The following is a 24292-nucleotide window of genomic DNA, read 5'->3' on the forward strand; positions in this document are numbered from 1 at the left end:
CATAGTATGACCGTTGATGCCGTCAAAAATATCGAAGATCTCGCCCAGTTCGTCTGCGATTCGCCCGTCTCATATCTGGCGGCGCGAACCGTGGCGCGGCGCCTGCAGGCGGCGGGGTTTACCGAGCTGAACGAAACCGAGCCGTGGCAGAATGAGGCTGCCGTCGGCAGGCATTTCGTGATGCGTGACGGCGCGATCATCGCTTGGGCTGGCGGTCGGCGGGCGCAGAAAGCGAGCGGTTACCGGGTGCTGGGTGCGCATACGGATTCGCCGTCGCTTAAGCTCAAGCCGAGTTCGTCGGTGACAGCGGCAGGATGGCATCAGATGGGCGTCGAAAATTACGGTGGCGCACTGCTTAATTCCTTTTTGGATCGTGAGCTGCGCGCCGCCGGGCGCCTGACGGTACTTCGGGAAGACGGCACCCTTCAGGATCGCTATGTGGTGACTGGGCCGTTGGCGCGTGTGCCGCAGCTTGCCCCTCATCTGGACCATAAACGTAATGAGCTGACCCTCGATAAACAGTTCAATATGTACCCCATTTGGGGTGTGGATGATACCGAGAACGATGTGCTCGCCTATTTGGCGCAGCAGACCATCGACGAGGGCGGTTCGGTTGATCCGGAACAGATCGTTGGTTACGATGTGCTCTTTGCGGATGCGCAGGAACCCCGCCGTTTCGGGCGAGACGGAGAGTTTTTCGCCTCGGGCAGGTTGGATAATCTCTCGTCGGTTCATGCCGGATTGTGCGCCTTGGAGCGCTATGTGGCCGAGAATGCTGACGAAGACTCGGCGCATACCGTGATGCTTGCGGGATTCGATCACGAAGAGATTGGTTCTGAAACCCGTAGCGGTGCCGCCGGTCCGTTCTTAGAGGATGTGCTGGTGCGGCTCTCGCAGGCTCGCGGGGAGAGCCAGGATGAGTACCGCCGCTCGCTCGCCGATTCGGTGTGCCTTTCGGCGGATGCCGGGCATTTGGTGAACCCGAACTACCAGGGGCATCACGATCCGACGGTGCGCCCGCTTCCCGGTGCTGGCCCGCTGCTGAAGATCAACGCGAATCAGCGGTATGCAACCGATGCGGTAGGTGCCGGTATTTTCGCGGCGGCGTGCAAAGCGGCGGGCGTTCCCTATCAAGAGTTCGTGTCGAATAACAATATGCCCTGCGGTTCCACGATCGGGCCTATCACCGCCACCCGGCTGGGGATGCGCACCATCGATGTGGGGATCGGACTACTGTCGATGCACTCGATGCGCGAAATGTGCCACGTTCACGATATGGCATACCTGACCCGCGCGGTGGAAGGCTTCTACCGGTTGTAGACGCTGCATCCTTTCACCCCTTCCGTGGGGTGATAATAAAAAGAGCCTTGATCGTGATTACAGAGGATATTTCCAATGCTTTATTCACGATCAAGGCTCTTTTTATACAGGTGAGACCCTGAAAGGTCTAGTCCCTGCGGGCAAGGGCCCATAGTGCGGATGCGCATCCTAGAAGACCCCAAAAACCGACGACTATTACGTCCAGGATTTGTATCTGGCCGATGTCGAAGAGGGCGGCTCGCACAAGGTTTGCCGCAGGCACGAACGGCAGGAATTGCTGAACGTGCACGTACCAGTCGGGCAGCCGCTCGGGCGGGTAGTTAATCGGCGCAAACAGCAAAACCATGAAGGTAATAGACTGCGTCACGATAGTCAGAAGTGACGCTGGAACCCAGTACGCAAGCATAAACCCTAACACCGCCATAACAACTTGAAGCGCGAATACAACGGCAATAGCGCCGATATTCAGGTTCACATCAAAATCAAATTTGAGCTTCGCGGCTACACCGCCCGCAATAATGCCGGGAAGAGCGAGAACCGCCCAAACGAGTACATCCGCCGCCAGAATCGCCAGGCGCGGCACCGGAAGGGACCGCTGATAGTCGAACATGCCGTTCGTCTTAGCGGTAGCGATAAACTGTGGAGCTATTACACACCCCATAGAAATGAAGTTCACCGTCACCGCGCCGGACGCCAGATATTCTGCAGAATTCCGGTCAAGATGCGGCATGAAGACCGAGATGCCGTAAAGAAGTGCAAAGGCTAAAAGGACCTGCACCACCGCAAAAAGCGGCGCGTTGATGGCGTTACGAATTAGCGACCAGCGGATTAGCTCGACCGTGGCGCGTACCGTCGAAATTCGTGAGGACACGAGGGCGCTAGTCATGGTTAATCATCTCCTCGTAGTTATCGGCCAAAGATGCCGAGCCTATGCGGTAGCTTTCGACGCATCCCGCACGAATTCCTGAAAGCACATGGGGTAAGGCTAGCTCAAGCGCATCGGTACTCAGGGTGACGGTAAACTCCCGAGGGATGGAGGAGTCGCCTTCTATGCGCTTTTCGATATATTCCGTATTTGGCATATTTACTAGTGGAGATGATGTTTCTACATCTAGCACGCTGCGAAGTTCTTGAAGGAATTCCGGGGTTGCCGTGATTGAGAGTGTACTTTTTGCTTCTGCCATACCCAGCGCGCTTGTCGGTTCATCACGAACTAGCCGCCCCTTATTAAACAGCAGGTACCTATCGGCATGGCGCTCTACTTCTAGGAGGTTGTGGGTCACGATCAGCACCGTGGCACCCTGCTCGGCTCGCCTTCGCAGCATCGTCCACAGCAGTTCACGGCGCACCGGATCGACATCGTTTGTGGGCTCGTCGAAGAGATAGATGGGGGCGGGCGCGGTGACCGCCATACCGAATGAGGTCAGGCGCTTAATCCCACCCGAGAGCTTATGCCCCGGCCTGTCCGCCCAATCCCCTAAATCGAGAGTATCGAGAGTTTTCTGAACCGCCCGTTGTGCCTGCTTCGACTTCAACCCGCGAATGCGAACGGCCGTAGCGATCGCCTGGCGTGGGGTTACTCCCTCCAGGGACGATGCGACCTGCGGCATGATCGCACATACCTGCCGGGCTTGCTCCGGGTGGGCAATGAGGTCGGTGCCGTCGTACATGATGCTGCCCGCATCCGGCTTTGTTAGCCCCACAATTTGGTTAAGAAACGTCGTTTTCCCAGCACCGTTGTGACCGATCAGCGCCGTTACCTCCCCGGGTATAAGCCGCACACTAATATCGTCATTCGCACGGGTTTTGCCGAATGACTTGCATAACCCCGTGACGATAAGACCGCCCTGCGCTTTCGCGGTGGATACACCCCCGGGTAAGGCGGAACCAGAGATACCTGCCATAGGTGCTTCAACCTGCCTTATGCTCTTGTCGTGAACACCGAATATGCAAAGCGTATCCCCGTTTTTTCGGCGTACCCGTGACATTCGTCAGGGGTGCAGGCTAGGGCATCCTCGCGCCAAAAAATCGACCTTGAAACCGGTTCGGCAATCCATGACATTTAACATAGGCGCCGTCCGCTCGCCGGTGTATGCTCAAAGAGCCCCATTTATGATAGGGATACATTATTCGGCAGCGAGTACCGACGGAGCGAGCATGACAACGACGCGCACACCGCATGTCTCTCAGCGTGATGCGGATACGCCGGAGAACCGCCGCCTTCAGCCAGGTAGCGCAGATGCCCCATTCTTCGATAAATCGGGTATTGTGCGGAGCCTCGTCTGGGGGAGCTGTCTCAACATTTCCTCCAGCGGTTTTATTATTATTGGTCTTAGCGGATCAGCTGAAGCTGAACTCGTCAAAAACAACATGGACCTGTGCACACTGTTGTATCAGACATGTGCAGCGCTGTTCTTCGTGGCGCATACGATGCCTTCGCTTATACCCGTGAAAAACACGATACTACGTACTGCGCTGTGGTGCGTGCTAGTGACGGCGCCTATTGGCTTCATCGCCACCTTTCTATACCCGCAGGGCAGTGCGGGGATTTTCTATAGCATGTCCCCCATGTGGGTGGCGCTGTGGCTGATGAATGTGCACGTACCCTTCAAACTGGGGGTAAAAACAGCTGTTGGTATTGCGGTAGTCTTCACCGCTAACTACTTTGTTGGTGTGGTGGGGCAGGGGTATCTCGACGATTCGCCAACCATCCCGTTCCCCGCTCTAGCGGGGGATAAAGCCCTTAACGGGTTCTTTCTCTTCGATATTTGTACCACGTTCTACGTTGTCGCTTACTTCGTGGGGCGCAGCATGCACAAGAGCCGGGAACACAAGGCGATTGAAAAAGAACTCGGTATCCTCAGCGAACGTGAACGCATCGCCCGCGATGTGCACGATGTTCTGGGGCATTCCCTCACGATCGTGAACCTCAAGGCCGAGCTGGCCGCAAAACTCGTGGAAACCAACGCCCCCGCCGCGCAGGAGCAGATGCGGCAGGTCGCCCAGCTCTCCCGCCAAGCCCTTGCGGAGGTGCATTCTACCGTCACCCGTTTGCGCGTTCCCGACCTTGAAGGTGAGATTCTGGCATCTTCACGCGCCCTGGAAACCGCCGGAATACAGGCGAACCTGCCCGATGCGACAACCGCTGCGAACATTGCGGGCATGAACTCTTCCCTGTTCAGTTGGGCGCTGCGCGAGACCGTTACCAATATTGTGAGGCACTCTCACGCCACCTACGCCACCGTGCGGCTGAACTCCACCGGGTTGGAGGTTATCGACAACGGCATAGGAATTGGTGATGCCCCGTGTAAGAGTGGGCTCACCGGTTTGTGCACCCGCATCGAAGACGCAGGCGGCATCCTCACGCTCGGGAACGCACCCGAACACTGGCTGCAGCAGGCTCCTGTGTCAGGTGTGGGGGATGGGTGCCGCATCCGCATCAGCATGGACGAGAAGACCGACGAGATTATGGGGTAGCCGTGCCGCTGAGAATACTTCTTGCCGACGATCAGCAGATGATTCGTGAAGCGCTTGCCATGATTCTCGATCTTGAAATTGATCTTGAGGTGGTCAAGCAGGTGGGCCGCGGTGATGAGGTGCTGCCTGCCGTGCGTGAAACCCGCCCGGATGTGGCGCTTCTTGATATTGAAATGCCCGGCGCCACCGGGATTGAGGCGGCCGCCGAACTTGCCCGTTCGGGCCTGACATCGCAGACGGGCACGCCGGTTCGTTCGCTTATTCTGACAACTTTTCGCCGTCCTGGGTATTTACGCCGCGCCCTTGAGGCAGGGGCGAGCGGGTTTGTGGTGAAAGATGGCACGGCATCGCAGCTAGCGCAGGCGGTTCGCCGTACCGCGGCGGGGCTGCGTGTGGTCGATTCGGTGCTGGCTGAGGAAGCAAAATGGCAGGGTTCTTCGCCGCTGACCGGGCGTGAGACCGAGGTGCTTCGCGCCGCCGAGACCGCTGGGAGCGTCAAAGAAATTGCGGGGATGCTCGGACTGTCTTCGGGAACGGTACGCAACCACCTCTCGGCGGCCATGGCGAAGATAGACGCCATTAACCGGCATGAGGCGGTGCGCATCGCCCGCGACAACGGGTGGCTTTAGCCTAGCCTCTATCGCCCATAAGTCGTACATTTTCCTGCATATCGTACGTTTTAACCCTCCGAATATGCAGGAAAGTGTACGATATATACCGTTATACCGTGCCTAGGTGCACACATACCGACAACACATTCTCCCGCCGCATCGAGCAGCGGGAGAGAAAGAGAACTCGGTGAAATACCTCAAACCATATTTTGTATTTTGCGCTCGCGTCACGACTTTAGCCTGGCGAGTCTCACCTCCGAAAAACCTTAGCGTACTAGCCGCCGTCATGATCTCTGCGCTCGCTCTGATCGCCTGCCCCATTCTGCTGGGTTATGGTGTTCAGCGCACCCTTGAAAACCCCGATGTTTGGCGTCAAAACCTTGCCGTCCTCGTGATTCTTTACAGTATTCTGTGGCTAATCGGGCAGAGCTTTCGGTATCTTTTCTACCCTGCCTACGGGTTCATCGAGCAGAAAATGCAATCGCGCCATATGGCGGATGCGCTCGTCACCAGCATCGGCGCCGACCCGCGCGCCCGCGCCGCGCTAGGCGCCTCCGAAATTGCGTATGCCGTCGATGCGCAGGCCGCATCCATTCGCGAAACCCTCGCCACCTTGTACCTCTCAATTCTGCCCGCCGGGGTTGGTTGTATCGCCGGTGCTGTCTCGATTCTGGTGATGGGTGGCGTGCCGGAACTAGGCATATTTTGCGGGTTTGTGGCGCTCTATCTGGTTGGAAGTATGCCGCTGATCGCGCGTCATCAGAAGTTTCAAGGCGAATTCTTTGACGGCTCAATGCGCAGTTTCGGCACCCTGGAAAACACGCTCCGCCTGTGGCGTGAAAGCAGAATCTTTGGGGCAGCTCCCTTTCTGCGTGACCGATACGCCCAAGGCCGCCTGCCTGTAGAAGCAAAAGCTCTCAAAAGTTACCGTTACACCATGTTGTTACACACCTGGCAGGGCGCGATGCTGGCTCTATGTCTGCTCGCAATAGTGCTCAAAACCGTATTATTCGGTGAAGGTTCTCCGGCACAGATTACGGGTACTGCGGTGGCACTCATCGGAGTGTGCGCGGCGGCAATTGGCCCGCTCCAAGCCGTCGGCTTTGGGGTATCGACCATCGCGGTCTCGGCGGAGCGTTACCGGCAGGCGCACCATAAAATAGCCACTCCTGCCGCTGAGAATTCGGCGTATCTCATCGACTATGTCGTAACCACCGTAACCACAGGTGAGCTTTCCCTCCGCGTGGATGCACGCAACCTGAGTGAAACATCCTATGGTGTGCATACGGTGAAGCTGGGACGCCCATGTTGGGTGCGTGGCGCATCCGGCGCGGGAAAAAGTTTGCTTTTAGAACGGCTTCTTGGGGTGCGTGCGACAACTACCCCCGCTTATGTGTCGATGAGCGCACCGCAAGGCACTCTTCGGTTCGTCTACCTGCCGCAGGAAGCTGGGCTGCTGGTTGGTACCGCGCATGAGAATGTGGCGTTTGGGCGCGACATTCCGGTGCATATATGCGACCGGTACCTGCAGGCGGTGGGGCTAAGCGAATTTACCTCTAGTGGTGCTCGATGTCATGACACCGTCGCGGGTGAGAGCGGCAGCGTGTCCGGGGGAGAGGGCAGGCGTATCGCCTTGGCGCGTACTTTGGCGGCGGCCGAAACCTTGAATGAGCAGAAAGCCCTGAGCCCCGCGACCGTCATGGTTCTCGATGAGCCGACCGCCGGATTGGATGCGCCTACCCGTGCCCGTGTCTGGGAACTGATTGAGCGAGCGGCTCATACCGCAATCGTGCTGGTGAGTACCCACGATGAGGATGCGCCTGCCCGGCAGGACGATACCGTAATTGAACTCTAACGCGGCGCGAAGTCTAGGAATGAGAGAGTTTTACCTGTAAAACATGCGGTAAAGTTGAATCAACCCTTTTCACCGGGGTAAGAGCACACGGCACGCATTATGAAATTTACCCCCGTGATGACTCTTAGGGTGGAGAGGGGGTGAGTAGGAATGCTGTTCTACGAGATAGTAGAAACGGCTCAAGCGATCCTCATCAACTACATTCTGATTGATGGATCAGCTCAAACCGTTTCTTACATCGTAGGCGTTATCTCAACCTGGATTAAGAATCTGAGGTAACGACCCTGCTCACTGGAAGGGCTTGGTAGCGGCAACTATTGAGCCCTTCCGTTCATGAGCTTTGCATCATGAAATATGCTTTTAGTCTAGCACACCGCCTACTGGCTGCCGAGGGCTGTTCTTCCGCAAGAGAACCTTAGATACAGCCTTTGCCTGGAAAGCGCAACAGCTTCTGCAACCGCCTCGGAAAATACGGCTGCGCGGTACGTTATTCCAACTTATCCCTAGAAATCCCTTAAAGGGGATAACCGGGGATAACTAGTTTTCGCACTTATCTCAACCTATCGGGACTTATCTTAAAAATCCCGATAACCCCCGATAGGTTCCGATAACTTCCTGTAGACTAAAAATCTAAGGAGGCTTCCGCAGATCATGACTCTTAACCCATTCCGCCCGGGCGCCGGGCATACTCCGCCCGAATTTGCGGGTAGGCAAGAACCGCTTAATACGTTTACTAACATCCTGCGTCGTACTGAGATAGGGGCTATTAGCCGCGGCATGATGCTTTACGGGCTGCGTGGGATGGGTAAAACCGTGCTTTTGCGCCGTCTGCAGGAAGACGCAAAACGTGCCGGATGGGTAACGATCTCTCTAGAAAGCGGAATGGGGAAGAATGCATATACTCAAGTTCGCACCCGCCTGGGTAAAGAACTTGCCCTAGCTGTTCGAGGCTACCAACAGCAAAGTCACTGGAAGAAACTCTTATCGAATATTGCTTCTCTATCAGCGACGCTTGGTTTTGCCGGAGCCTCCGTCGTGCTTAAAGCTGATACGCACCCCTCCGATACAACGGGTCTTCTAGACTTTGATCTTCCAGAAACACTACTGTCTATGGCTCGGGAGCTCAAAGACCAAACGCCTAGTACTGGTGTGGGTATTTTCATTGATGAGATTCAAGATCTTGATAACGAGATGCTCGATATTCTGCTGACAACCCAACATGAAGCCGGGCAAAAAGAGCTTCCATTCTATATTTTTGGAGCTGGACTGCCTTCAGTTCCCACGAAACTGGGCGAGATTAAGACTTACGCCGAAAGGCTCTTTAGCTACCATCCTTTAGAGCGTCTCAATGATGATCAGACCAGGCTGGCTTATGCTGATCCTATTGCTAAAAATGGCGGTAGTATCACGCAGGATGCGCTTGCAGAACTTGTGGATCAATCTCACGGATACCCTTATTTCATTCAGCAGTTTGGGCGGGATGCCTGGGACTGTGCCAGCGCGGGCAATATCACTCAGGATGATGTTCGTGTGGGCGTTACTTTGGGCTGGGAAGAACTAAACCGTGGGTTCTATATGACGCGGTGGAACAGGGCAACAGAATCTGAGAAACACTACTTGGTGGCGGTTGCCGATCTTATGTCTGAGGAAGAAGGAGATTCTGTGCCGGTCTCAGAGGTATCCAGCCGGATGAAATCTATTACAACGTCTTTGAGTGCCCGCCGCGCATCCTTAATTGAGAAAGGTGTACTGTACAGCCCTGCATATGGTCGGATCGCTTTTACGGTTCCGGGGATGGATCGTTTCATTAAGCGGTCGGCACAGTAGCTGCACAAAGTTATCTCAATCTATCGGGACTTATCTTAAAAATCCCGATAACCCCCGATAGGTTCTGATAACTTTTGCCCCCATAAAAAGAGCCTTTATGTGAATAAAGCGGTGAAAAATACTCTTTATTCACATAAAGGCTCTTTTTTATACCAGGGGAGAGGCAGAAAAATACCTACCGAATTAGCGAGAGCAGTTCCTCGTGCACGGTGGTATCGCCCGTGACCTCCGGGTGGAAAGAAATGCCGATAATGTTCCCGGCGCGCACACCCACAATCTTGCCCTCATGATGCGCCACCACCTGCACGCCTTCACCGGCGCGGGTCACAATCGGCGCGCGAATAAACGCCGTATCGATCACGACTTCCTCGCCCGAGGGTGTAAGCCACGGCAGATGAACCTGCGCCGAATCGACCTGCGAGCCGAAGGCGTTACGCCCAACCGAAACATCCAACACACCGAGCGACTGCTGCCCCGGAGCCGGATCGTCAATCACGGTCGAGAGCATAATCAGCCCGGCGCAGGTTCCCAGGATCGGCAAGCCCCCCGAAATCGCCTCAATCAACGGCTGGCGCAGCCCAAAAATCCGGGTCAGCCTGTCAATTGTGGAAGATTCGCCGCCGGGCAGAACCAGCGCATCCAGGTTCGCCAGCTGCTCGGCACTTTTGACGAGCACCACCTGCGCCCCCAGGGATTCGAGCATGCGCGCGTGTTCGGCAACACCGCCCTGCAGCGCCAAAACACCCACGGTTTTGCCCGCACCGGGCAGGGCAGCCGGGGGAAGAATCTCAGTCTCGCTCATGAGCCTATCTTTCTGCAACACGAGGTTGCGCACAGTGTAGAACGTTGAGCTTCGGGTTTGAAAGAGTCAAACTCACCCGAGCGGATAACGCATCTGAACAGAGTCGGGGGCGAAGCCCGCACCGAGCTTCACCCCCCTGCACGCCTTGACCGGGCGCCCTCACCTGAACCGAATATATCGATCGGCGAGTGCGCATCCGCCACGTGGCGGCCTGTACTTACCAGCCGCGCTCCGCCAGACGATGCGGCGCGGGTAGATCGGCAACGTTGATGCCGACCATGGCCTCGCCCAAACCGCGCGATGCATCCGCCAGTTTTTCGGGGTCGTTGTAGAACGCGGTTGCCTTCACGATGGCCTTAGCGCGTGCCTCGGGGTTGCCGGATTTGAAGATACCGGAACCGACGAATACGCCGTCCGCGCCCAGTTGCATCATCATGGCTGCGTCGGCGGGGGTTGCCACGCCACCGGCGGTAAACATGACCACGGGCAGCTTACCGGTCTTCGCAACTTCGAGCACCAGGTCGTAGGGGGCGGCAAGTTCTTTCGCCTTCACGTACAGCTCGTCGGGCATGGTGTTGTACAGGCCCTGCAGCTCGGCGATCTGGCGCTTAATGGTGCGGATATGCTTGGTCGCCTCCGAGACGTCACCGGTGCCAGCCTCACCCTTCGAGCGGATCATAGCGGCACCCTCGGCGATACGGCGCAGCGCCTCGCCCAGGTTGGTGGCGCCGCATACGAACGGTACCGTGAACTGGTGCTTGTCAATGTGGTTCACGTAATCGGCGGGGGAGAGCACCTCTGACTCATCAATGTAATCCACCTTGAGGCTTTCAAGAATCTGCGCCTCAACAAAATGCCCGATGCGCGCCTTCGCCATCACGGGAATCGAGACGGCGTTAATGATGCCCTCAATCATATCGGGGTCGGACATACGGGCCACACCGCCCTGAGCACGAATATCGGCGGGTACGCGCTCAAGCGCCATGACGGCGACGGCGCCAGCATCTTCGGCGATCTTGGCTTGTTCGGGGGTGACGACGTCCATAATGACGCCGCCCTTGAGCATGTCGGCAAGCCCGCGCTTCACGAGCGGGGAGCCGGTTACTGGGGAATTAGTCTGTTCAGTCATGCCCCCATTTTCTCACGTTTGGTGCATGTACGCTCGCCCCGTGACGGATTTTCTGCCGCAGGGCGTGCATCTTTGTGCCTGCATGACACGAATCGTCATATTTCGTGAGGTTTGCGGCGCTATAAAGCCTCGTAAGCCGACTCCTATAGAACAGATAACTAGACCGCTCGGTGTGCACCCCTGCACGGGGTATCTTACATTCGCGCGTCTTTTGCGTTTAGAACCACAGTACCGCGAAGAGAGTACAGCTCAGTATTAAAGCCCCGTATTTTTACCCCGTGATATGTTGGAATATGCGCGCCTTCACAGGTGTTATTCTGGCGCTGTTTATTCCTCTTCAACCTCCAACACACATCAAGGAACGTCACCGTGCTTGAAGTCATTATTGCCCTGTCGCTGGCAATTCTTCTGGGTAATATCCTCGCCCATAAAATACGAATAACCCCCGCCATTATGCTCATTTTCATGGGGCTTGTGCTGGCGCTCATCCCCGTTCACGCCATGCACGAGGTGCGCGAGGCCGGGCTGCCCCCGCACGTGATTCTCGAAATCTTCCTGCCCGTGATGCTGTTCTGGGAGACCCGAAATACCTCTTGGCGTGAGGTGCGCGCCCGTCTGCGCGGCATTCTGCTCTCGGGCACGGTGCTCGTAATTTTCACGGCGTTCGTTATCGCCTGGGTGCTTCACACATTTATGGGCATCTACATGTGGCATGTGGCGTTAATTATCGGTGTGGCTCTCGCTCCCACCGATGCCGTGGCTGTGGCAACGCTCAACGGCAAACTCCCCAAATCCTCCATTACCACCCTTAAAGCGGAAGCGCTCATTAACGACGGCACCACTCTAGTTCTTTTCGCGCTCGCACTGCAGCTTGCGGGCGGTCATGAGCTGACCCTGGGGAACGCATCCGGAATGTTCTTCTTCTCGTTCCTGATTGGAACTCTCGCTGGCCTGGCCGTTGGGTGGGGTGCAAATAAGCTGCGTGCGTATATGGGCAGCCCCATGAACTTCAGTGTGTTCATGTTTACCATACCGTTTATTGCTTTCTTCCTGTCTGAAGAGATCGAGCCTTTTGAAGGCATGAAAGGTTCCGGAGTGGTAGCCGTGGTGGTCGCAGCGTTCTACCTGACCTATCGTGGACCGGATACCATCAAACCCCAAAACCGTTTCTATGGTCTGCCCATCTGGTCTTTTGTCTCTTATATCATGAACGGCGCGCTCTTCGTGCTCGTGGGTGTTCAGCTGCCTAGCGCCACCGAGCATATGGAAGGCGTTATCCACGAGTACAACTATGCGTGGGTTTCTGCGCTCGTCGTGATTGTGGTGGCATGGCTCGTTTCCATTGCGGCGCGTTTTATTTTCCTGCACGTCACGATCGGTATTATTCGTGCCCTTGACCGCTCAGAAAAGCAGAGGCTGCTGCGCACAACCTTCCGCGGCCGTGTGGTTTCAACCTTCGCCGGACTCCGTGGCGGCGTTTCTCTCGCAGTAGCGCTCTCTGTGCCGAACGATGTTGTGGGACGCGACTTCATTATCTTCATTGTTGCCGGTGTGGTTCTGCTGTCGATGGTGGTTCAGGGTATGCTTCTGCCGCTCGTTATTAGGTGGGCTAACTTCCCGGTTGACACCTCCGAAGAGGATGAAATCAACGAGGCAATACGCACGATAATTGCCGAGTCCTTCGACTCTGTGGCTGAGGTCGGTCAGGAGATTGGTGCGTCGCAGGAGATTATCGACCGCGTTGCTGAAGAACAGATGTACAACGCGAGTATGTACCGCAACCTGCACACCATTCGTAAGCACGGTGCGAACGCGCCGGAAGAAGCCCGCCGCATTATTGAGGCGGGCGACCTTGAGAAAGAGCTGCGGCTGCGGCATTTAGAGAAGCAACGCAGCGTGCTTAAACGCTTGCGTAATGAGCGCACCATCGATATGAACGTGCTCCACGCGATTCAGGAGATCCTGGATATTGAGGAGATACGCGTGCTCGGTCCGGTTGAGTTGGAGTAGCCCCGAACGGCTCCAGAAGTGCTAAACCCCGGGTGTATTCTATATTCCGTATATGGAATATTAAGGACGCTCCCGGGGTTTTATGCGGAATTTTAGGGGGCTGCACGGTATTCTGGTACACGTGAGCACGAAACCCTCGGCATCGACCCCGCCCCCGAGCGGGAAAGTTCCGCGCGCTGCTGGTACCGCGCAAGGGCGCGCATCGTTAATGCTGCACGCGCTGATATACCTTATCTTTGGGATTATCACCGTTTTTGTGCAGACCCCTGATAATGTCTTCACCAAAATACTTTTGGGCCTCTGGATGCTCGCGCTCGGCACCTCACACGCGCTCACGGCCCGCGGGATGCACTACGGACCCGCGACAAGCGCATCGCTCAGCTCGGCGGCGCTCGTGCAGGCGGCATCTGGGGCTTTACTCGTGATAATGCCGGATACCCTTGCTCTTATTATTCTGGCGGTATGCGCCGGTTCGGGTCTGCCGGGGCTGATTAAGCTGCTTTTGGGTATGCGCTACCGTAGCGCGGTGGCTGTGTGGCGTGACTGGGTTCTGGAAGGGGGCGTGCTTCTTGCGGTTGCTTTAATTCTGCCGTTTGTAGGGGAGATCGGGGCGAAAGCGACCCTGGGAGTTCCCGGCGGCGGGGCGCTAATTATCGGCGTTTTTCTGCTGGTAGGTTCTCTGGGACCGAGCGAGAAAGCGGGCGCTGACCGAACAAAACCTTAGTTCATATAGCACCCAGGTTTTAGAGGTGTATTGCAACGGCGCGTACACTGGTTAGACACACACAAGAGGAGGAACGAGTGGCTGAAGAACGCCCCCGCGGATTTAAAGCGCAGGTGAAAGGTCCCCTGCTGGTTGCCGCTGCTCTGGCTGTAGCGGCTTTCTTCGCCGTATTTATTTTTGCAACCGGCGGCACCCGCAACCACCCCAACCTTGTGTTGGCCTTAGGTGTGGCGGGCGCGGTTTTTGTGGTCACCCTCGTAGTGTGTGCAACCCTGATCTTAGCGGAACGCCCGAACGATCCGTCCCTAGGGCAGGGTACGGGTATCAACAAATCCTCGGCAAAGCTTTACGAACAGGCGAAGGCCAAGCGTGAGGCGGCGGAGCGTGAAAAAGCCCGGGAACAGGAGAACTCGCAGGCGGCTGAAACCAAAGAGGAAACAGCCAAGAATGACGCTGAGCCCCCTAAGCCGACTGACAGCTAATCGGCGCGCTGGGGCGGTATGCTAAGCTGGTTCTATCTTTATGAGTAAAGGCAAGAGGAATCGGCAGTTCCAACTGCCGACCCCTCTCTACGGGTAGAACAATTACCTTAGGCTCTTGGTGCTTTATGCGCATCAAGAGCCTTTTTATGTCGTGTGTGGGGCGGCGGGAAAACTATTTTGTGTGAGAAAGAGCCGTTTTTCGAGCGCCCATCATGGCGCGCTGTACCCCCACTATTGAGGCCAGTACCAGCACGAAGCCAAGCATCGACAGCGGCGTCATGCTTTGCCCCAAGAAAATCCAGCCAAGGATAAATGCGGTGACTGGGCTGAGCGGGCCTAAGGATGCGACCACGGCGGGCGGCAGCTTCGAGAGCCCATGAAAATACACGCAGTAGGCGAGCGCTGTGCCCACTAGGCAGAGGAAGGCGTATCCGCCGATATTTGCAGCGGTGAGCTGCGGTAGCGGTTCCTCGGTCAGCAGGGCAATCGGCAGCAGGAATATTCCGCCCACGAGCAGCTGCCATCCCGTCATGGCGAGAGTCGAGAGAGACGATGTTCCTGAGGCGGTGAAGAAAATACCGCACGCCATGGCGACAGCCCCGGTGAGTGCCGCAAGAATGCCGATCACATCGAAGGTGGTGCTGGGGGATGCGACCAACAGAATAATGCCGATAATGCCTATAAGTGCGGCAAGCCACGCCGATGCGGGAGTCGCTTTCTTGTCGACCGTTCGGGTGAGGACGAGGACGAAAATAGTTTGTGTTGAGCTGAGAATCGCCGCCAGTCCGCCGGGCAGGCGGTATGCAGAGACGAACAGCATCGCCTGGAATAGACCGATATTGAGGATGCCGAGAAGAATAATTCGGCCCAACTCGTTCTTGCGCGGGAACTCTCGGGTGATGAGCAATAGCAGCAACCCTGCTGGCAGCACACGGATCAGTGCGGCAGTGAAGGGACGGTTGGGCGGCAGAAACTCGGAGGTGATGAGGTAGGTTGATCCCCAAACCATGGGGACGAACGCCGTAATGATCAGCAAAGGCAGACGGTTTTTCATAGTTCTTCGCAGTCGGATAGATGCCTTGAGTTCAAGATAAATCCTAATCACTTTTTGTCTTGAAAGCAAGATAAAATAGTAGTGAGTCGATTTTAGGAGGAATATGTCGAGCGCCCGTTCCCGCAGTATCCACCCAGATGCCGTGGACGTCATTATTGATCAGTGGAAACGTGAACTCCCCGAGTTGGCTTCTGAAAATATGGCCCTGATTGGTCGTCTTAGGCGATGCTCCATTCTGCTCGCGCCGCGCCTTGACGAGGTTTTTGCTGCCTATGATCTTAGTAATGGCGCCTTTGACGTTTTGGCGACGTTACGCCGCGCGGGTGCGCCCTATATTCTGACCCCGACCGAGCTTTTTGCCTCGCTTATGGTTACTTCGGGCACTATGACAACCCGCCTGCAGAAGGTGCAGAAGCGCGGGCTTATTGAGCGCATCCCCAACCCGGACGATGCCCGCAGTATGCTCGTGAAGCTGACGGGCGCTGGGCGTGAATTGGTGGAAAAAGTTGTCTTCGAACACGTGGAAAATGAGCGGCGTATTCTGGAAAAGCTGCCCGCTGAGACGCGCCGTCAGTTGGATGCGGGCCTCGCCGAACTGATGCGGGTGCTGGAGGATGCGAAGAAGGATTAGGGTAGTGGTGCGTTAGGCTACGTGCTTTATGGTTTCTCTGGGAGGTGCTTTTTGATATATTAGTAAATGCATTGATAATCAATATATTTACTAATATACGCAATGGAACATAACACTCTCGTAGAAGGGAATACACGATGTGGAGCACCCAGCATTCTCAGATTACTGATGTCAGCATACCTGCTTTGTGGCGCACCTTTATTGCGGTGCACAGCGGAGAACTTACCCTGCCCGGCGGCGACCATTTTGAACCTGAACGGGAACTCGCAGTGGGTACACGCATCGCAATGACTCCTGCCGGTCAGGAACAGGTCATCTCAACGGTCACCGAGTTCGTGCCTGAAAAGCGCTACGCCGACGAGACCCCGTTTAACGGTCTAATCCTGACCTTCCGTCACGAGTTTGAGCCCGTCAAGGAAGGCACACGCATTACTCACACCCTAGAAATCACAGGGGAAGAGGTAGATACCATAGGTGCACACATAGGGCCTGGTATAAGCTCTGATTTTCCCGCCCAGATGAACGAGCTTATTAAGGCGGCGCGTGCATCATGAGTGTTAGCAAGTTTGCCAATCCTGGTGCCGACAGCCCGGGGTTTGTGCTGTGGAAACTAACCCAGCGATGGCAGCGAGCGGTGGCAGATGCCCTGGAACCGCTGGGTGTTACGCAGACTCAGTTCGTGATTCTCGCCTGCGCCTACTGGCTAACTCAAAAGACCGAATCTGTACAACAGATCGATATTGCTAAAGCAGCTGGTATGGATGCACAAATGGTCTCTGACGTACTGCGGCGCCTAGAGAAAAGCGAGCTTGTGCAGCGTGTTTCAAACCCCACGGATGGGCGGTCAAAGAATGTTCTTCTCACGGACGCGGGGCAGGATATTGCGATTCGGGCGATTCCCGCTGTCGAGCAGGTAGATGCACAATTCTTCGGTACAATGCGCTCGACAACTCTGGCGGACCTGCGGGCGGCGCTTGAGAGGTAAATGGGGGCATTTCTCTCCGGGAGGAGAGTGCCTTCATGGTCTTTTGGCAGTGTGCTAGGCTGGAACCATATTTGCAAACTGGATGCCTGTTATAGGCAAGAGGAGCCGGTAGCGCTAACTGCCAGCCCCTCTCTGTGAGTAGGGTATTACCTCAGGCTCTTAAGCCAAGCTGAGATAAAGCCTACAATATGTGAAACGGCTTGAGCCGATCCATCAATCAGAATGTAGTTGATGAGGATCGCTTGAGCCGTTTCTACTATCTCGTAGAACAGCATTCCTACTGCGCTTGCGCGCCTTCCGCACGCAGATTTGGTGCCTCGCGCGCTCGGAATCTACGGTGCTCCAGCTCATCCGCCCCGAAAGTCATCACTGAATGTAAATTTGCAAACTGTACCGGTGACTCATTCCGGGAAGAAGGCACTCATAACTTTACCGCATGCTTTACGAGGAAATTTCGTGTGATTCTGGAGAATGCTTAAAAATGTGATTCTTCTATTTTTAAATTCTTTTCACGCGCACTAGGGATATTCCTAGAAGAAATATTGCGTCATAAAGCGTTATTCCATAACTTTGCCTGTACTCAGCGTTGATACCAGCGTTACACCCAATCTACGATAGAAATATCCATCCCGGATTTTTGTAAATTCTGCAATATCTTATTCAATCACCAGGAGACCCCATGCAGACCCTTATTATTAACGCCCACCCGGATCCCCAGAATAAAACTGCGTATTGCACCAACCGCCTCGTTGATTGCCTGACCAAGAAACTGCCGGATGCAACCGTGCTGAACCTCTACAATGAGGATATTCCCGAACTTACTGCCGAAACCCTGCCGCTTTACGGGTCGGTATATGATGAAAAATCGTCCCTGAGTAAGCGGGAACAGCAGATTCTTGCGCGCCGTGCTGAACTCATTGAACAGTTTAAAGCGGCTGATCGGCTGATTATCGCTATGCCCATGCACAATTTCACGGTGACTTCACGCCTGAAAGACTACCTGGATAACATTATTATGGGAGGGCAGACTTTCCAGTTTAGCGAGAATGGTCCGCAGGGTCTCATGGGCGGGCATAAGGCGCTGCTCGTGCAGTCAAGCGGCTCCGTGTACAGCACCGGTCCGCTGGCACCGTGGGAGCAATCGTACCCCTTCCTGCGGACCGCATTTGGGATGCTCGGGTTCGATTCGACCGATATTGTGCGTGCCGAAGGCACCATGGATCCAAATATTGGCCCAGACGTCGCTGTTGAGCGTGCCTGCGCCGAGCTTGAACAAAAACTGCCCGAGTTCCTTGCCTAGGCATCCAAGAATTGCTGGATGGGGAGAAATACCACAAAGTTCTAAGGTCTTGAAGCGGTGTGCTAAGCTGGAACCATATTTCATAGGATACACTCATGGCGGAGGAGCCCAGTAAGTTGGAATTACTAAGCTCCTCCTTGTGAGCAGGTTGTTACCTCAGGCTCTTACTCCAAGCTGAGATAAAGCCTACAATATGTGAAACGGCTTGAGCCGATCCATCAATCAGAATGTAACTGATGAGGATCGCTTGAGCCGTTTCTACTATCTCGTAGAACAGCATTCCTACTCACCCCCTCTCCACCCTAAGAGTCATCACGGGGGTATATTTCATAGGATGTTCCGTGTGCTCTACCCCGGCGAAAAGGGTTATTTCAACTTTACTGTATATTTTTTGAAGAAAGTATTTTTCTTAAATACTTGTGGTCAAAAAGGGTCTTTATTCAAATAAAGAGCCTTTTTGCGTGGGAGGTTAGAGGGGGAAACAGGGGAGAGGACCGGGAGGAAAAGCAGCGGGAGGAAGGGCTTACTTCTCAACAGGAAACGGGTACAATAGAGTCCCCTGCCCGCATCCGGCATGTAGCGCTGACCGATATTACCTTGAGCCATGCCGCCCCAGAGACGGGCGCACTCCACAGACCGAGAAACGCATCTTCATGATACATAAACCTACACACGCCCTGCCCGAAAATACCGGCGCGGCAGACAAACCTAACGCAGCAGCAAAACTTGGCACAGTAGCGCCGTCCGAGGCGAACCCGCCCGTCACCGGTGCAGTTCCGGCGGTGATAGGTACCGTGCCCTCCACCACTGGTGCCATCCCGGCTGTGCCCGCACCTGATGCAGGCCCTGGGATGCCCAATATGGACGATCCCAAAAACATCTACCTGCTCAAAGATGCTCCCGTTTTCAAGGCGCTTCTTTCCCTGGGTATCCCTATGGCAGCGGGTCTGGCGATCACCAGCATTTACAACGTCATTAACTCCTACTTCGTGGGGCACTACGGCACCGTCGAAGAGCTCGCCGCCACCGGATACGGCGTACCCGTCTTCGGTATTATCATGGCGATTGCGGGTGTGTTCGGTCTGGGCTCATCAACCCTGGCTTCGCGTCTGCTGGGTGAAGGCAATAAGGCACGTATTCGCAACGTAACCTCATTCGCCCTGTACTCTGCGCTTGCCTGTGGCGTGGTGGTCGCCATTGCTGGGTTCCTGTTCGCAGACCCGATTACCGGCCTGATGGGCGCTTCCGGGTCATCCTTTGAACCGACCAAAACCTTCGTGCACCTGCTCTTTTTGGGTGCGCCGTTTTCGGTCGGCCTGTTTACCCTGGAACAGCTGGTGCGTTCTGAAGGTTACGCCAAACAGTCCATGTACGGCATTATCTGGGGCGTCGTCATCAACTCAATTTTCGATGTTCTGCTGATTGCGGTCCTCGGCTGGGGTATCGCCGGTGCCGGTTGGGCGATGCTCGCCGCAAACGCCGCATCCATGGTGTACTACCTACAGTTCCTTATCCGCAAGAGCCCCAACTTTTCGTGGAAACCCAGCGATTTCGTGATCGCCGGTGACATTATTAAACCCGTGTTCGCCGTGGGTGCCGCCGAACTGATTCAGAGTGCAAACCTAACCGTTTCTGCGCTGGTGCTCAACAATATTGCGGCAGGATACGGTGACGACTCCGTGGCCGCTTTTGGGCTGGCGATGCGCCTGAACATGGTACCCGAAATGCTGTGTATGGGTATTTGCATGGGCGGTATTCCGCTCTTCGCCTACGCCTACGGTGCCCGCAATCGAGACCGCGTGCGTTCGGCGCTGAAAACCGCCGCAATGGTATCGGTGGCAACCTCCATTATCTTCACCACCCCCGTTTTAATATTCCGTCGTCAGCTTCTTGAGCTCGTGGGTGACTCCTCGCTGGTCGCCACCGGCGAGAAAGTACTGGTCGCACTCATGCTTGCCGCCGTGTTTAATGCCGTGAGCATAGTATTCGTCTCGTGGTTCCAGGCCGCCGGTAAAGGCTTGCCCGCCACGCTCATGACCCTGGGCATTGCCCTGCTTTTCTTCCCCGCAGTCATCTTCGGCAATATGTGGTTCGGCTTCGACGGCCTCACCTGGGCATTCCCTTTCACCCAGATTTCGGCGTGCGTACTGGGCGTGATTCTCTTCTTCGCAACCGGCGGTACCAAGGTGAAGGATGCGCCCGCATCGGGCACCCCCGAGCACGGCGTGACCGAGATTAAGGTTGAGTCTGAGTAGCGTGGTCTGCACTTTCTTCATTCGCACCCGTGAAAATACTCTGACCTGAGTGTATGCCCGAAGCGTTATATAGCGGTGACTCCTGGAAACAGAGTTTCACCACTGTATAACACTTTTGGTATATATCGGGCAAAGCAGCTTGAAATAATATGCTCAAAACCGCATATAAGGTTCTGCCGTGCAGCGCAGTATCAGAAGTTATTCCGTCATGGAACGACCTGCATATGCCCCACACGGGCACAGCCGTGTATGATAAGCGAGGCGGCAGCCCCACATTCAGGGTAGAGCCAACCGGTTATATGCGTTTACCGGCATATAAGGAAAAACTTTCGGTATCGGTGCCATGTGAGGTTATTGCATGGCACATACATATGCCGCAGGATTATTCCAGACTGGGTATATACCCTTGTCAGGATTATATGCCTATACTCCATGCGTTCGCACGCCGCCTACGTTCACCGACCATTACCCTATAAGGAGGTACACCGTGCCCCAGGCCGAGCATCTCGGTGTACCCGAAACACAGGTTGCCGGGGAGGCCGCATCGACAGCGAGTGCAGACGAGCTTTCCCGCGAAGTTCTTCATCAAAACAACCTGAGTGAAGACTCCCGAAATATCTACTTCCTCAAAGACGCCCCGGTGATGCGCGCCCTGCTTGCCCTGGGTATCCCCATGGCAACCGGGCTGGCGATTACCGCCATTTACAATGTGGTGAATTCCTATTTTGTGGGGCACTTTGGCACGGTTGAAGATCTTGCCGCGCTTATCTTCGGGTTCCCGGTGGTGGGCGTCATTACCGCGCTGGCGGGGCTTTTCGGGGTGGGCGCATCCACCCTCACGGCACGATTGCTGGGTGAAGGCAACACCGCCCGCATTCCTGCCGTTACCTCTTTCGCTGTTTATGCTTCTCTAATCTTCGGCGTAGGGCTGGCGGTAGCGGGGATTTTCTTCGTCGATCCGCTCACCCGGCTGATGGGTGCTGGTGGTGCCACCTATGAACCGACTCGCTGGTTCGTGACCGTGCTGTTCCTCGGCGCCCCGCCCTGGATGTGCATGTTTACCCTGGAACAACTGGTGCGCGCCGAAGGTTATGCCAAACAATCCATGTACGGCCTGCTGTGGGGAGTACTCGCCAACCTCGTGCTGGATGTGCTGCTCATCGGCGTTTTTCGTATGGGCGCGGCGGGCTCCGGTTGGGCTCTCATGGGAACAAACGTCGCCTGCATTATCTATTACATGCTGTTTTTGACCGCGAAGAGCAAGAATTTTTCGTGGTCTCTCAAGGATTTCACACTCTCTGCCGACGTGCTTAAACCCGTGCTCTCGGTAGGGTCCTCGCAAATGGTATCAAGTCTTTTTCTCGTTGTCTCGGCCCTGGTGCTCAATAACCTGGCGGTTAAATACGGCGATGCGGCGGTCGCCTCATTCGGCGTTTCGATCCGTCTGATCATGGTTCCACAAACCCTGTGTACGGGTATCTGCATGGGCAGCATTCCACTTTTTGCATATACCTACGGTGCGGGGAATCGGGATCGTCTGCGCGCCGCACTCAAGGTTGCGGTGCTGCTCTCGGTCGGAACCTCGGCGGTATTCTCGATTCCGGTTTGGGCGTTCCGTGATTGGGCGCTCTATCTTGCGGGTGGTCCCAGCATCATCACGACGGGGGACCAGGTACTCACCGCCCTGCTTTTCTCGACCGTTTTCTATGCGCTAGTGATGCTGCTTGTCGCCTGGTTTCAGGCCTGCGGTAAAGGCGTGGCGGCGGTAGTTTTGACCGCGAGCGTGGGTGTTTTCTTTTTCGTCACGGTATTCGCTGGCGATACACTTTTCGGATTTACCGGCCTCACCTGGGCGTTCCCTGTCACGCAGATGGGATCGTGCGCGCTCGGGGTGGCGCTGTTTTGGGCGAGCGGGCGCACGCGCATCCGGCAGCGTGAAAAAGTGTAAACGCAGGGTAAGCTGCCGAGCGGAGATCCTCACCCAAGGATTACGCTATTTCCACCACGTATCGGTGATACCCACCGGAACCGTGCGTTTATGTCGACTACGCAGGTAGATGCTCTCTAGCTTCTCGGCAACAACGGGGTCAATCTCTTTACCCTCCAGGTAGTCGTCGATCTGCGGGTAGGTGATGCCGAGTTCGTCCTCATCGGTGCGCCCGGGGATACCGTCAAGCAGGTCGGCTGTCGGCGGCTTAGCCCACAGCCGCTCGGATGCGCCCAGAACCCTCAGAAGCAGCTGATTCTGCCGTTTGTTCAGTCCGGAGAGCGGCAGTATATCCGCCCCTCCGTCGCCGAACTTCGTGAAGAAACCGGTCACGGATTCCGCCGCGTGGTCGGTGCCGACGACCAGCAGGGAAGGGTCGCCAGCGAGCGCATACTGGGCGATCATGCGGGCACGCGCCTTAATATTTCCCTTGTTGAAGTCGCTGATAGGCGTACCCACGGCAGCCGTGTAGGCGGTGTCGAAGCCATCGACCGCATCCGCAATATTGAAGGTGACGGTGCGGTCGGGGGCGATGAATTCGAGGGCTTTTTGTGCGTCTTCTTCGTCTACCTGCGTTTTATAGGGCAGGCGTACCGCCATGAACTGCGCTCGGTATCCTTCGGCGTTGAGTTTTTCGCTGGCGAGTTGGCAGAGCCTGCCCGCCAGCGTGGAATCGATGCCGCCGCTAATGCCGAGCACGAATCCGTGGGTGCCGGTCGCTTTCGCGTAGTCGTAGAGGAATTGTACGCGCCGCTGTACTTCCTCACGCGCTTGCTCTTCGGTCATATTGGGACGAACACCCATCTGTGCCACGATTTTTTCCTGAAGTTCACGCATATTTCTAGTGTACGCGGGCGCTGTCTTGCTGAGGGCACGAAAGATAATGCAACTAATCTAAGAGATTAACCGAATATTTTGCTCTAAAGACCTAATTTACCGTTGTTTTTAATCCAGAAATACTACAAAGTGTCGCGATGTATAAAACAGGCGGAACTATTTGCATTTTTGTTAGCCTTGGATAGGTTCACCGAATATTCGGTGAACCTCACACATCGCACCGATAGACATCGAATGAAAGTACACTATCATGAGCCAACAGAACTTTGACCCTAATCAATATGGCCAGCAGCCCGCACAGGGTATGCCTCAGCCGGTCTCGGGACAGGCGCCAGATGCGCAGGGCAAGGCAACGCTCGCACATATATCCGTTTTTCTCACCTGGATCGTCACGCTTATTATGTGGTCGATCTATAAGGATAAGCCCGGATACGAGGTTGTTAAACGTGCCGCAGCGCGTGCCTTCAACGTCTCGATTACTATTTCGATTGCAACGATTGTGGGTCTGATTATTCCCATTATTTTGGTAGCAGTTGCTGTAGCTGGGGACAACCGTGGGCTCGCGGTTGTAGCCCTTATTCTCATGGTGGTTGTGGCAATCGTTGTTGGTATATGGGGGATCGCTGGTGTCGTATGCCACATTATTGGCGCGGTGAAGGCCAATGCGGGAGAGACGGATTATAAGTACCCGCTGCCCGCCTTGAAGATCTTGAAAGATTAGTAAGACCTAGAGCTCAGATTCTTAGGGTCGATAACAATACCCCCGTTGTAAAAAGCTCCAAATTTATCGAAGGAGCTTTTTACAGTGGGGGTATTGCTTCATCATTTGGGATAACCTATCGAGTGAAACTGGCGTGCGGGATACCCGCCAAAACTTCACGCATAGGCACGGACAAGGCTTTATACCAGTATCGGAATATAAGAATATGCTCTCGATTCCCTCACAGCCGGAGGAACCGAGAGCATATTCGTGATCGGTTATATACCGTGTGGACTATATACCGGA

General features: G+C 55.3%; 22 protein-coding genes. 16 read left to right on the forward strand and 6 right to left on the reverse strand.

Features of this window, described 5'->3' with window-relative positions; translation table 11 throughout:
* The first annotated feature begins 6 nt into the window (after positions 1 to 6).
* Complete coding sequence (locus tag HMPREF0733_RS05150) at positions 7 to 1320, forward strand: M18 family aminopeptidase (protein ID WP_013398319.1); 1314 nt, start codon at positions 7 to 9, stop codon at positions 1318 to 1320.
* 127 nt (positions 1321 to 1447) lie between these two features.
* On the opposite strand, the gene HMPREF0733_RS05155 is transcribed toward HMPREF0733_RS05150, so the two are convergent.
* Positions 1448 to 2206 carry an ABC transporter permease gene (locus HMPREF0733_RS05155; RefSeq protein ID WP_013398320.1) on the reverse strand — a complete coding sequence of 253 codons (759 nt, stop codon included), beginning with the start codon at positions 2204 to 2206 and terminating at the stop codon, positions 1448 to 1450.
* The gene (locus tag HMPREF0733_RS05160; protein ID WP_013398321.1) at positions 2199 to 3224 is read right to left on the reverse strand and encodes an ABC transporter ATP-binding protein; all 1026 of its coding nucleotides are present in this window, start codon (positions 3222 to 3224) and stop codon (positions 2199 to 2201) included. The genes HMPREF0733_RS05155 and HMPREF0733_RS05160 overlap by 8 nt, the downstream gene beginning before the upstream one ends.
* Positions 3225 to 3477: 253 nt before the next feature.
* Here HMPREF0733_RS05160 and HMPREF0733_RS05165 point away from each other — a divergent pair, with 253 nt between their 5' ends.
* The 5 genes from HMPREF0733_RS05165 to HMPREF0733_RS05180 all read left to right on the forward strand — a co-directional run bounded on the left by HMPREF0733_RS05165 (position 3478) and on the right by HMPREF0733_RS05180 (position 9090).
* Positions 3478 to 4797: a sensor histidine kinase gene (locus HMPREF0733_RS05165; protein WP_041321667.1), complete on the forward strand. Its 1320-nt coding sequence runs from the start codon at positions 3478 to 3480 to the stop codon at positions 4795 to 4797.
* Between the two features lie 2 nt (positions 4798 to 4799).
* Positions 4800 to 5426, forward strand: a complete 627-nt coding sequence (locus HMPREF0733_RS05170; protein WP_013398323.1) for a response regulator transcription factor — start codon at positions 4800 to 4802, stop codon at positions 5424 to 5426.
* Between the two features lie 169 nt (positions 5427 to 5595).
* Positions 5596 to 7263, forward strand: coding sequence for an ATP-binding cassette domain-containing protein (locus HMPREF0733_RS05175; RefSeq protein ID WP_013398324.1), 1668 nt, complete (start codon positions 5596 to 5598; stop codon positions 7261 to 7263).
* 150 nt (positions 7264 to 7413) lie between these two features.
* A complete protein-coding gene (locus tag HMPREF0733_RS10955; protein WP_013398325.1) occupies positions 7414 to 7542 on the forward strand; it encodes a hypothetical protein in 129 nt (42 codons plus the stop codon).
* A 372-nt stretch (positions 7543 to 7914) separates the two neighbouring features.
* Positions 7915 to 9090, forward strand: a complete 1176-nt coding sequence (locus tag HMPREF0733_RS05180; protein WP_013398326.1) for an ATP-binding protein — start codon at positions 7915 to 7917, stop codon at positions 9088 to 9090.
* 175 nt (positions 9091 to 9265) lie between these two features.
* Here HMPREF0733_RS05180 and pdxT read toward each other — a convergent pair whose 3' ends face one another.
* Both pdxT and pdxS read right to left on the reverse strand, forming a co-directional pair.
* On the reverse strand, positions 9266 to 9892 hold the full coding sequence (gene pdxT / locus HMPREF0733_RS05185) for a pyridoxal 5'-phosphate synthase glutaminase subunit PdxT (RefSeq protein ID WP_041321668.1): 627 nt from the start codon (positions 9890 to 9892) through the stop codon (positions 9266 to 9268).
* A 217-nt stretch (positions 9893 to 10109) separates the two neighbouring features.
* On the reverse strand, positions 10110 to 11021 hold the full coding sequence (gene pdxS / locus HMPREF0733_RS05190) for a pyridoxal 5'-phosphate synthase lyase subunit PdxS (protein WP_004006448.1): 912 nt from the start codon (positions 11019 to 11021) through the stop codon (positions 10110 to 10112).
* Between the two features lie 369 nt (positions 11022 to 11390).
* Here pdxS and HMPREF0733_RS05195 point away from each other — a divergent pair, with 369 nt between their 5' ends.
* The 3 genes from HMPREF0733_RS05195 to HMPREF0733_RS05205 all read left to right on the forward strand — a co-directional run bounded on the left by HMPREF0733_RS05195 (position 11391) and on the right by HMPREF0733_RS05205 (position 14237).
* The gene (locus tag HMPREF0733_RS05195) at positions 11391 to 13031 is read left to right on the forward strand and encodes a Na+/H+ antiporter (protein ID WP_013398328.1); all 1641 of its coding nucleotides are present in this window, start codon (positions 11391 to 11393) and stop codon (positions 13029 to 13031) included.
* Positions 13032 to 13152: 121 nt separating this feature from the next.
* Positions 13153 to 13755 (forward strand): hypothetical protein, encoded by a 603-nt coding sequence (locus HMPREF0733_RS05200; RefSeq protein WP_244864872.1) that lies wholly within the window; start codon positions 13153 to 13155, stop codon positions 13753 to 13755.
* A gap of 77 nt (positions 13756 to 13832) precedes the next feature.
* Complete coding sequence (locus tag HMPREF0733_RS05205) at positions 13833 to 14237, forward strand: hypothetical protein (RefSeq protein ID WP_013398330.1); 405 nt, start codon at positions 13833 to 13835, stop codon at positions 14235 to 14237.
* 172 nt (positions 14238 to 14409) lie between these two features.
* On the opposite strand, the gene HMPREF0733_RS05210 is transcribed toward HMPREF0733_RS05205, so the two are convergent.
* Positions 14410 to 15291: an EamA family transporter gene (locus HMPREF0733_RS05210; protein WP_013398331.1), complete on the reverse strand. Its 882-nt coding sequence runs from the start codon at positions 15289 to 15291 to the stop codon at positions 14410 to 14412.
* A 103-nt stretch (positions 15292 to 15394) separates the two neighbouring features.
* On the opposite strand from HMPREF0733_RS05210, the gene HMPREF0733_RS05215 reads away from it, so the two are divergent.
* The 6 genes from HMPREF0733_RS05215 to HMPREF0733_RS05245 all read left to right on the forward strand — a co-directional run bounded on the left by HMPREF0733_RS05215 (position 15395) and on the right by HMPREF0733_RS05245 (position 22410).
* Positions 15395 to 15922 carry a MarR family winged helix-turn-helix transcriptional regulator gene (locus tag HMPREF0733_RS05215; RefSeq protein ID WP_013398332.1) on the forward strand — a complete coding sequence of 176 codons (528 nt, stop codon included), beginning with the start codon at positions 15395 to 15397 and terminating at the stop codon, positions 15920 to 15922.
* Between the two features lie 137 nt (positions 15923 to 16059).
* Positions 16060 to 16476 carry an SRPBCC family protein gene (locus tag HMPREF0733_RS05220; protein ID WP_013398333.1) on the forward strand — a complete coding sequence of 139 codons (417 nt, stop codon included), beginning with the start codon at positions 16060 to 16062 and terminating at the stop codon, positions 16474 to 16476.
* Entirely contained in the window at positions 16473 to 16907 is a 435-nt protein-coding gene (locus HMPREF0733_RS05225) for a MarR family winged helix-turn-helix transcriptional regulator (RefSeq protein WP_013398334.1), read from the forward strand. The genes HMPREF0733_RS05220 and HMPREF0733_RS05225 overlap by 4 nt, the downstream gene beginning before the upstream one ends.
* A gap of 679 nt (positions 16908 to 17586) precedes the next feature.
* Positions 17587 to 18207 carry an FMN-dependent NADH-azoreductase gene (locus HMPREF0733_RS05230; RefSeq protein ID WP_013398336.1) on the forward strand — a complete coding sequence of 207 codons (621 nt, stop codon included), beginning with the start codon at positions 17587 to 17589 and terminating at the stop codon, positions 18205 to 18207.
* Between the two features lie 653 nt (positions 18208 to 18860).
* The gene (locus tag HMPREF0733_RS05240; RefSeq protein WP_013398339.1) at positions 18861 to 20462 is read left to right on the forward strand and encodes an MATE family efflux transporter; all 1602 of its coding nucleotides are present in this window, start codon (positions 18861 to 18863) and stop codon (positions 20460 to 20462) included.
* A 487-nt stretch (positions 20463 to 20949) separates the two neighbouring features.
* On the forward strand, positions 20950 to 22410 hold the full coding sequence (locus HMPREF0733_RS05245) for an MATE family efflux transporter (protein WP_013398341.1): 1461 nt from the start codon (positions 20950 to 20952) through the stop codon (positions 22408 to 22410).
* A 45-nt stretch (positions 22411 to 22455) separates the two neighbouring features.
* Here the strand turns inward: HMPREF0733_RS05245 and nadE are convergent, their stop codons facing one another.
* A complete protein-coding gene (gene nadE / locus HMPREF0733_RS05250; RefSeq protein WP_013398342.1) occupies positions 22456 to 23286 on the reverse strand; it encodes an ammonia-dependent NAD(+) synthetase in 831 nt (276 codons plus the stop codon).
* Positions 23287 to 23536: 250 nt separating this feature from the next.
* Between nadE and HMPREF0733_RS05255 the strand changes: the two genes are divergently transcribed.
* Positions 23537 to 24007, forward strand: coding sequence for a DUF4870 domain-containing protein (locus HMPREF0733_RS05255; protein ID WP_013398343.1), 471 nt, complete (start codon positions 23537 to 23539; stop codon positions 24005 to 24007).
* The last annotated feature ends 285 nt before the right edge of the window (positions 24008 to 24292 follow it).

Source organism: Rothia dentocariosa ATCC 17931, from assembly GCF_000164695.2.
Classification (GTDB): Bacteria; Actinomycetota; Actinomycetes; order Actinomycetales; family Micrococcaceae; genus Rothia; species Rothia dentocariosa.

Coding starts and splice junctions, on each gene's coding strand:
- HMPREF0733_RS05215 (WP_013398332.1), top strand. CDS start 15,395: ATGTCGAGCGCCCGTTCCCGCAGTATCCACCCAGATGCCGTGGACGTC.
- nadE (WP_013398342.1), bottom strand. CDS start 23,286: ATGCGTGAACTTCAGGAAAAAATCGTGGCACAGATGGGTGTTCGTCCC.
- HMPREF0733_RS05180 (WP_013398326.1), top strand. CDS start 7,915: ATGACTCTTAACCCATTCCGCCCGGGCGCCGGGCATACTCCGCCCGAA.
- HMPREF0733_RS05155 (WP_013398320.1), bottom strand. CDS start 2,206: ATGACTAGCGCCCTCGTGTCCTCACGAATTTCGACGGTACGCGCCACG.
- pdxT (WP_041321668.1), bottom strand. CDS start 9,892: ATGAGCGAGACTGAGATTCTTCCCCCGGCTGCCCTGCCCGGTGCGGGC.
- HMPREF0733_RS05150 (WP_013398319.1), top strand. CDS start 7: ATGACCGTTGATGCCGTCAAAAATATCGAAGATCTCGCCCAGTTCGTC.
- pdxS (WP_004006448.1), bottom strand. CDS start 11,021: ATGACTGAACAGACTAATTCCCCAGTAACCGGCTCCCCGCTCGTGAAG.
- HMPREF0733_RS05220 (WP_013398333.1), top strand. CDS start 16,060: ATGTGGAGCACCCAGCATTCTCAGATTACTGATGTCAGCATACCTGCT.
- HMPREF0733_RS05165 (WP_041321667.1), top strand. CDS start 3,478: ATGACAACGACGCGCACACCGCATGTCTCTCAGCGTGATGCGGATACG.
- HMPREF0733_RS05210 (WP_013398331.1), bottom strand. CDS start 15,291: ATGAAAAACCGTCTGCCTTTGCTGATCATTACGGCGTTCGTCCCCATG.
- HMPREF0733_RS05240 (WP_013398339.1), top strand. CDS start 18,861: ATGATACATAAACCTACACACGCCCTGCCCGAAAATACCGGCGCGGCA.
- HMPREF0733_RS05225 (WP_013398334.1), top strand. CDS start 16,473: ATGAGTGTTAGCAAGTTTGCCAATCCTGGTGCCGACAGCCCGGGGTTT.
- HMPREF0733_RS10955 (WP_013398325.1), top strand. CDS start 7,414: ATGCTGTTCTACGAGATAGTAGAAACGGCTCAAGCGATCCTCATCAAC.
- HMPREF0733_RS05160 (WP_013398321.1), bottom strand. CDS start 3,224: ATGGCAGGTATCTCTGGTTCCGCCTTACCCGGGGGTGTATCCACCGCG.
- HMPREF0733_RS05230 (WP_013398336.1), top strand. CDS start 17,587: ATGCAGACCCTTATTATTAACGCCCACCCGGATCCCCAGAATAAAACT.
- HMPREF0733_RS05255 (WP_013398343.1), top strand. CDS start 23,537: ATGAGCCAACAGAACTTTGACCCTAATCAATATGGCCAGCAGCCCGCA.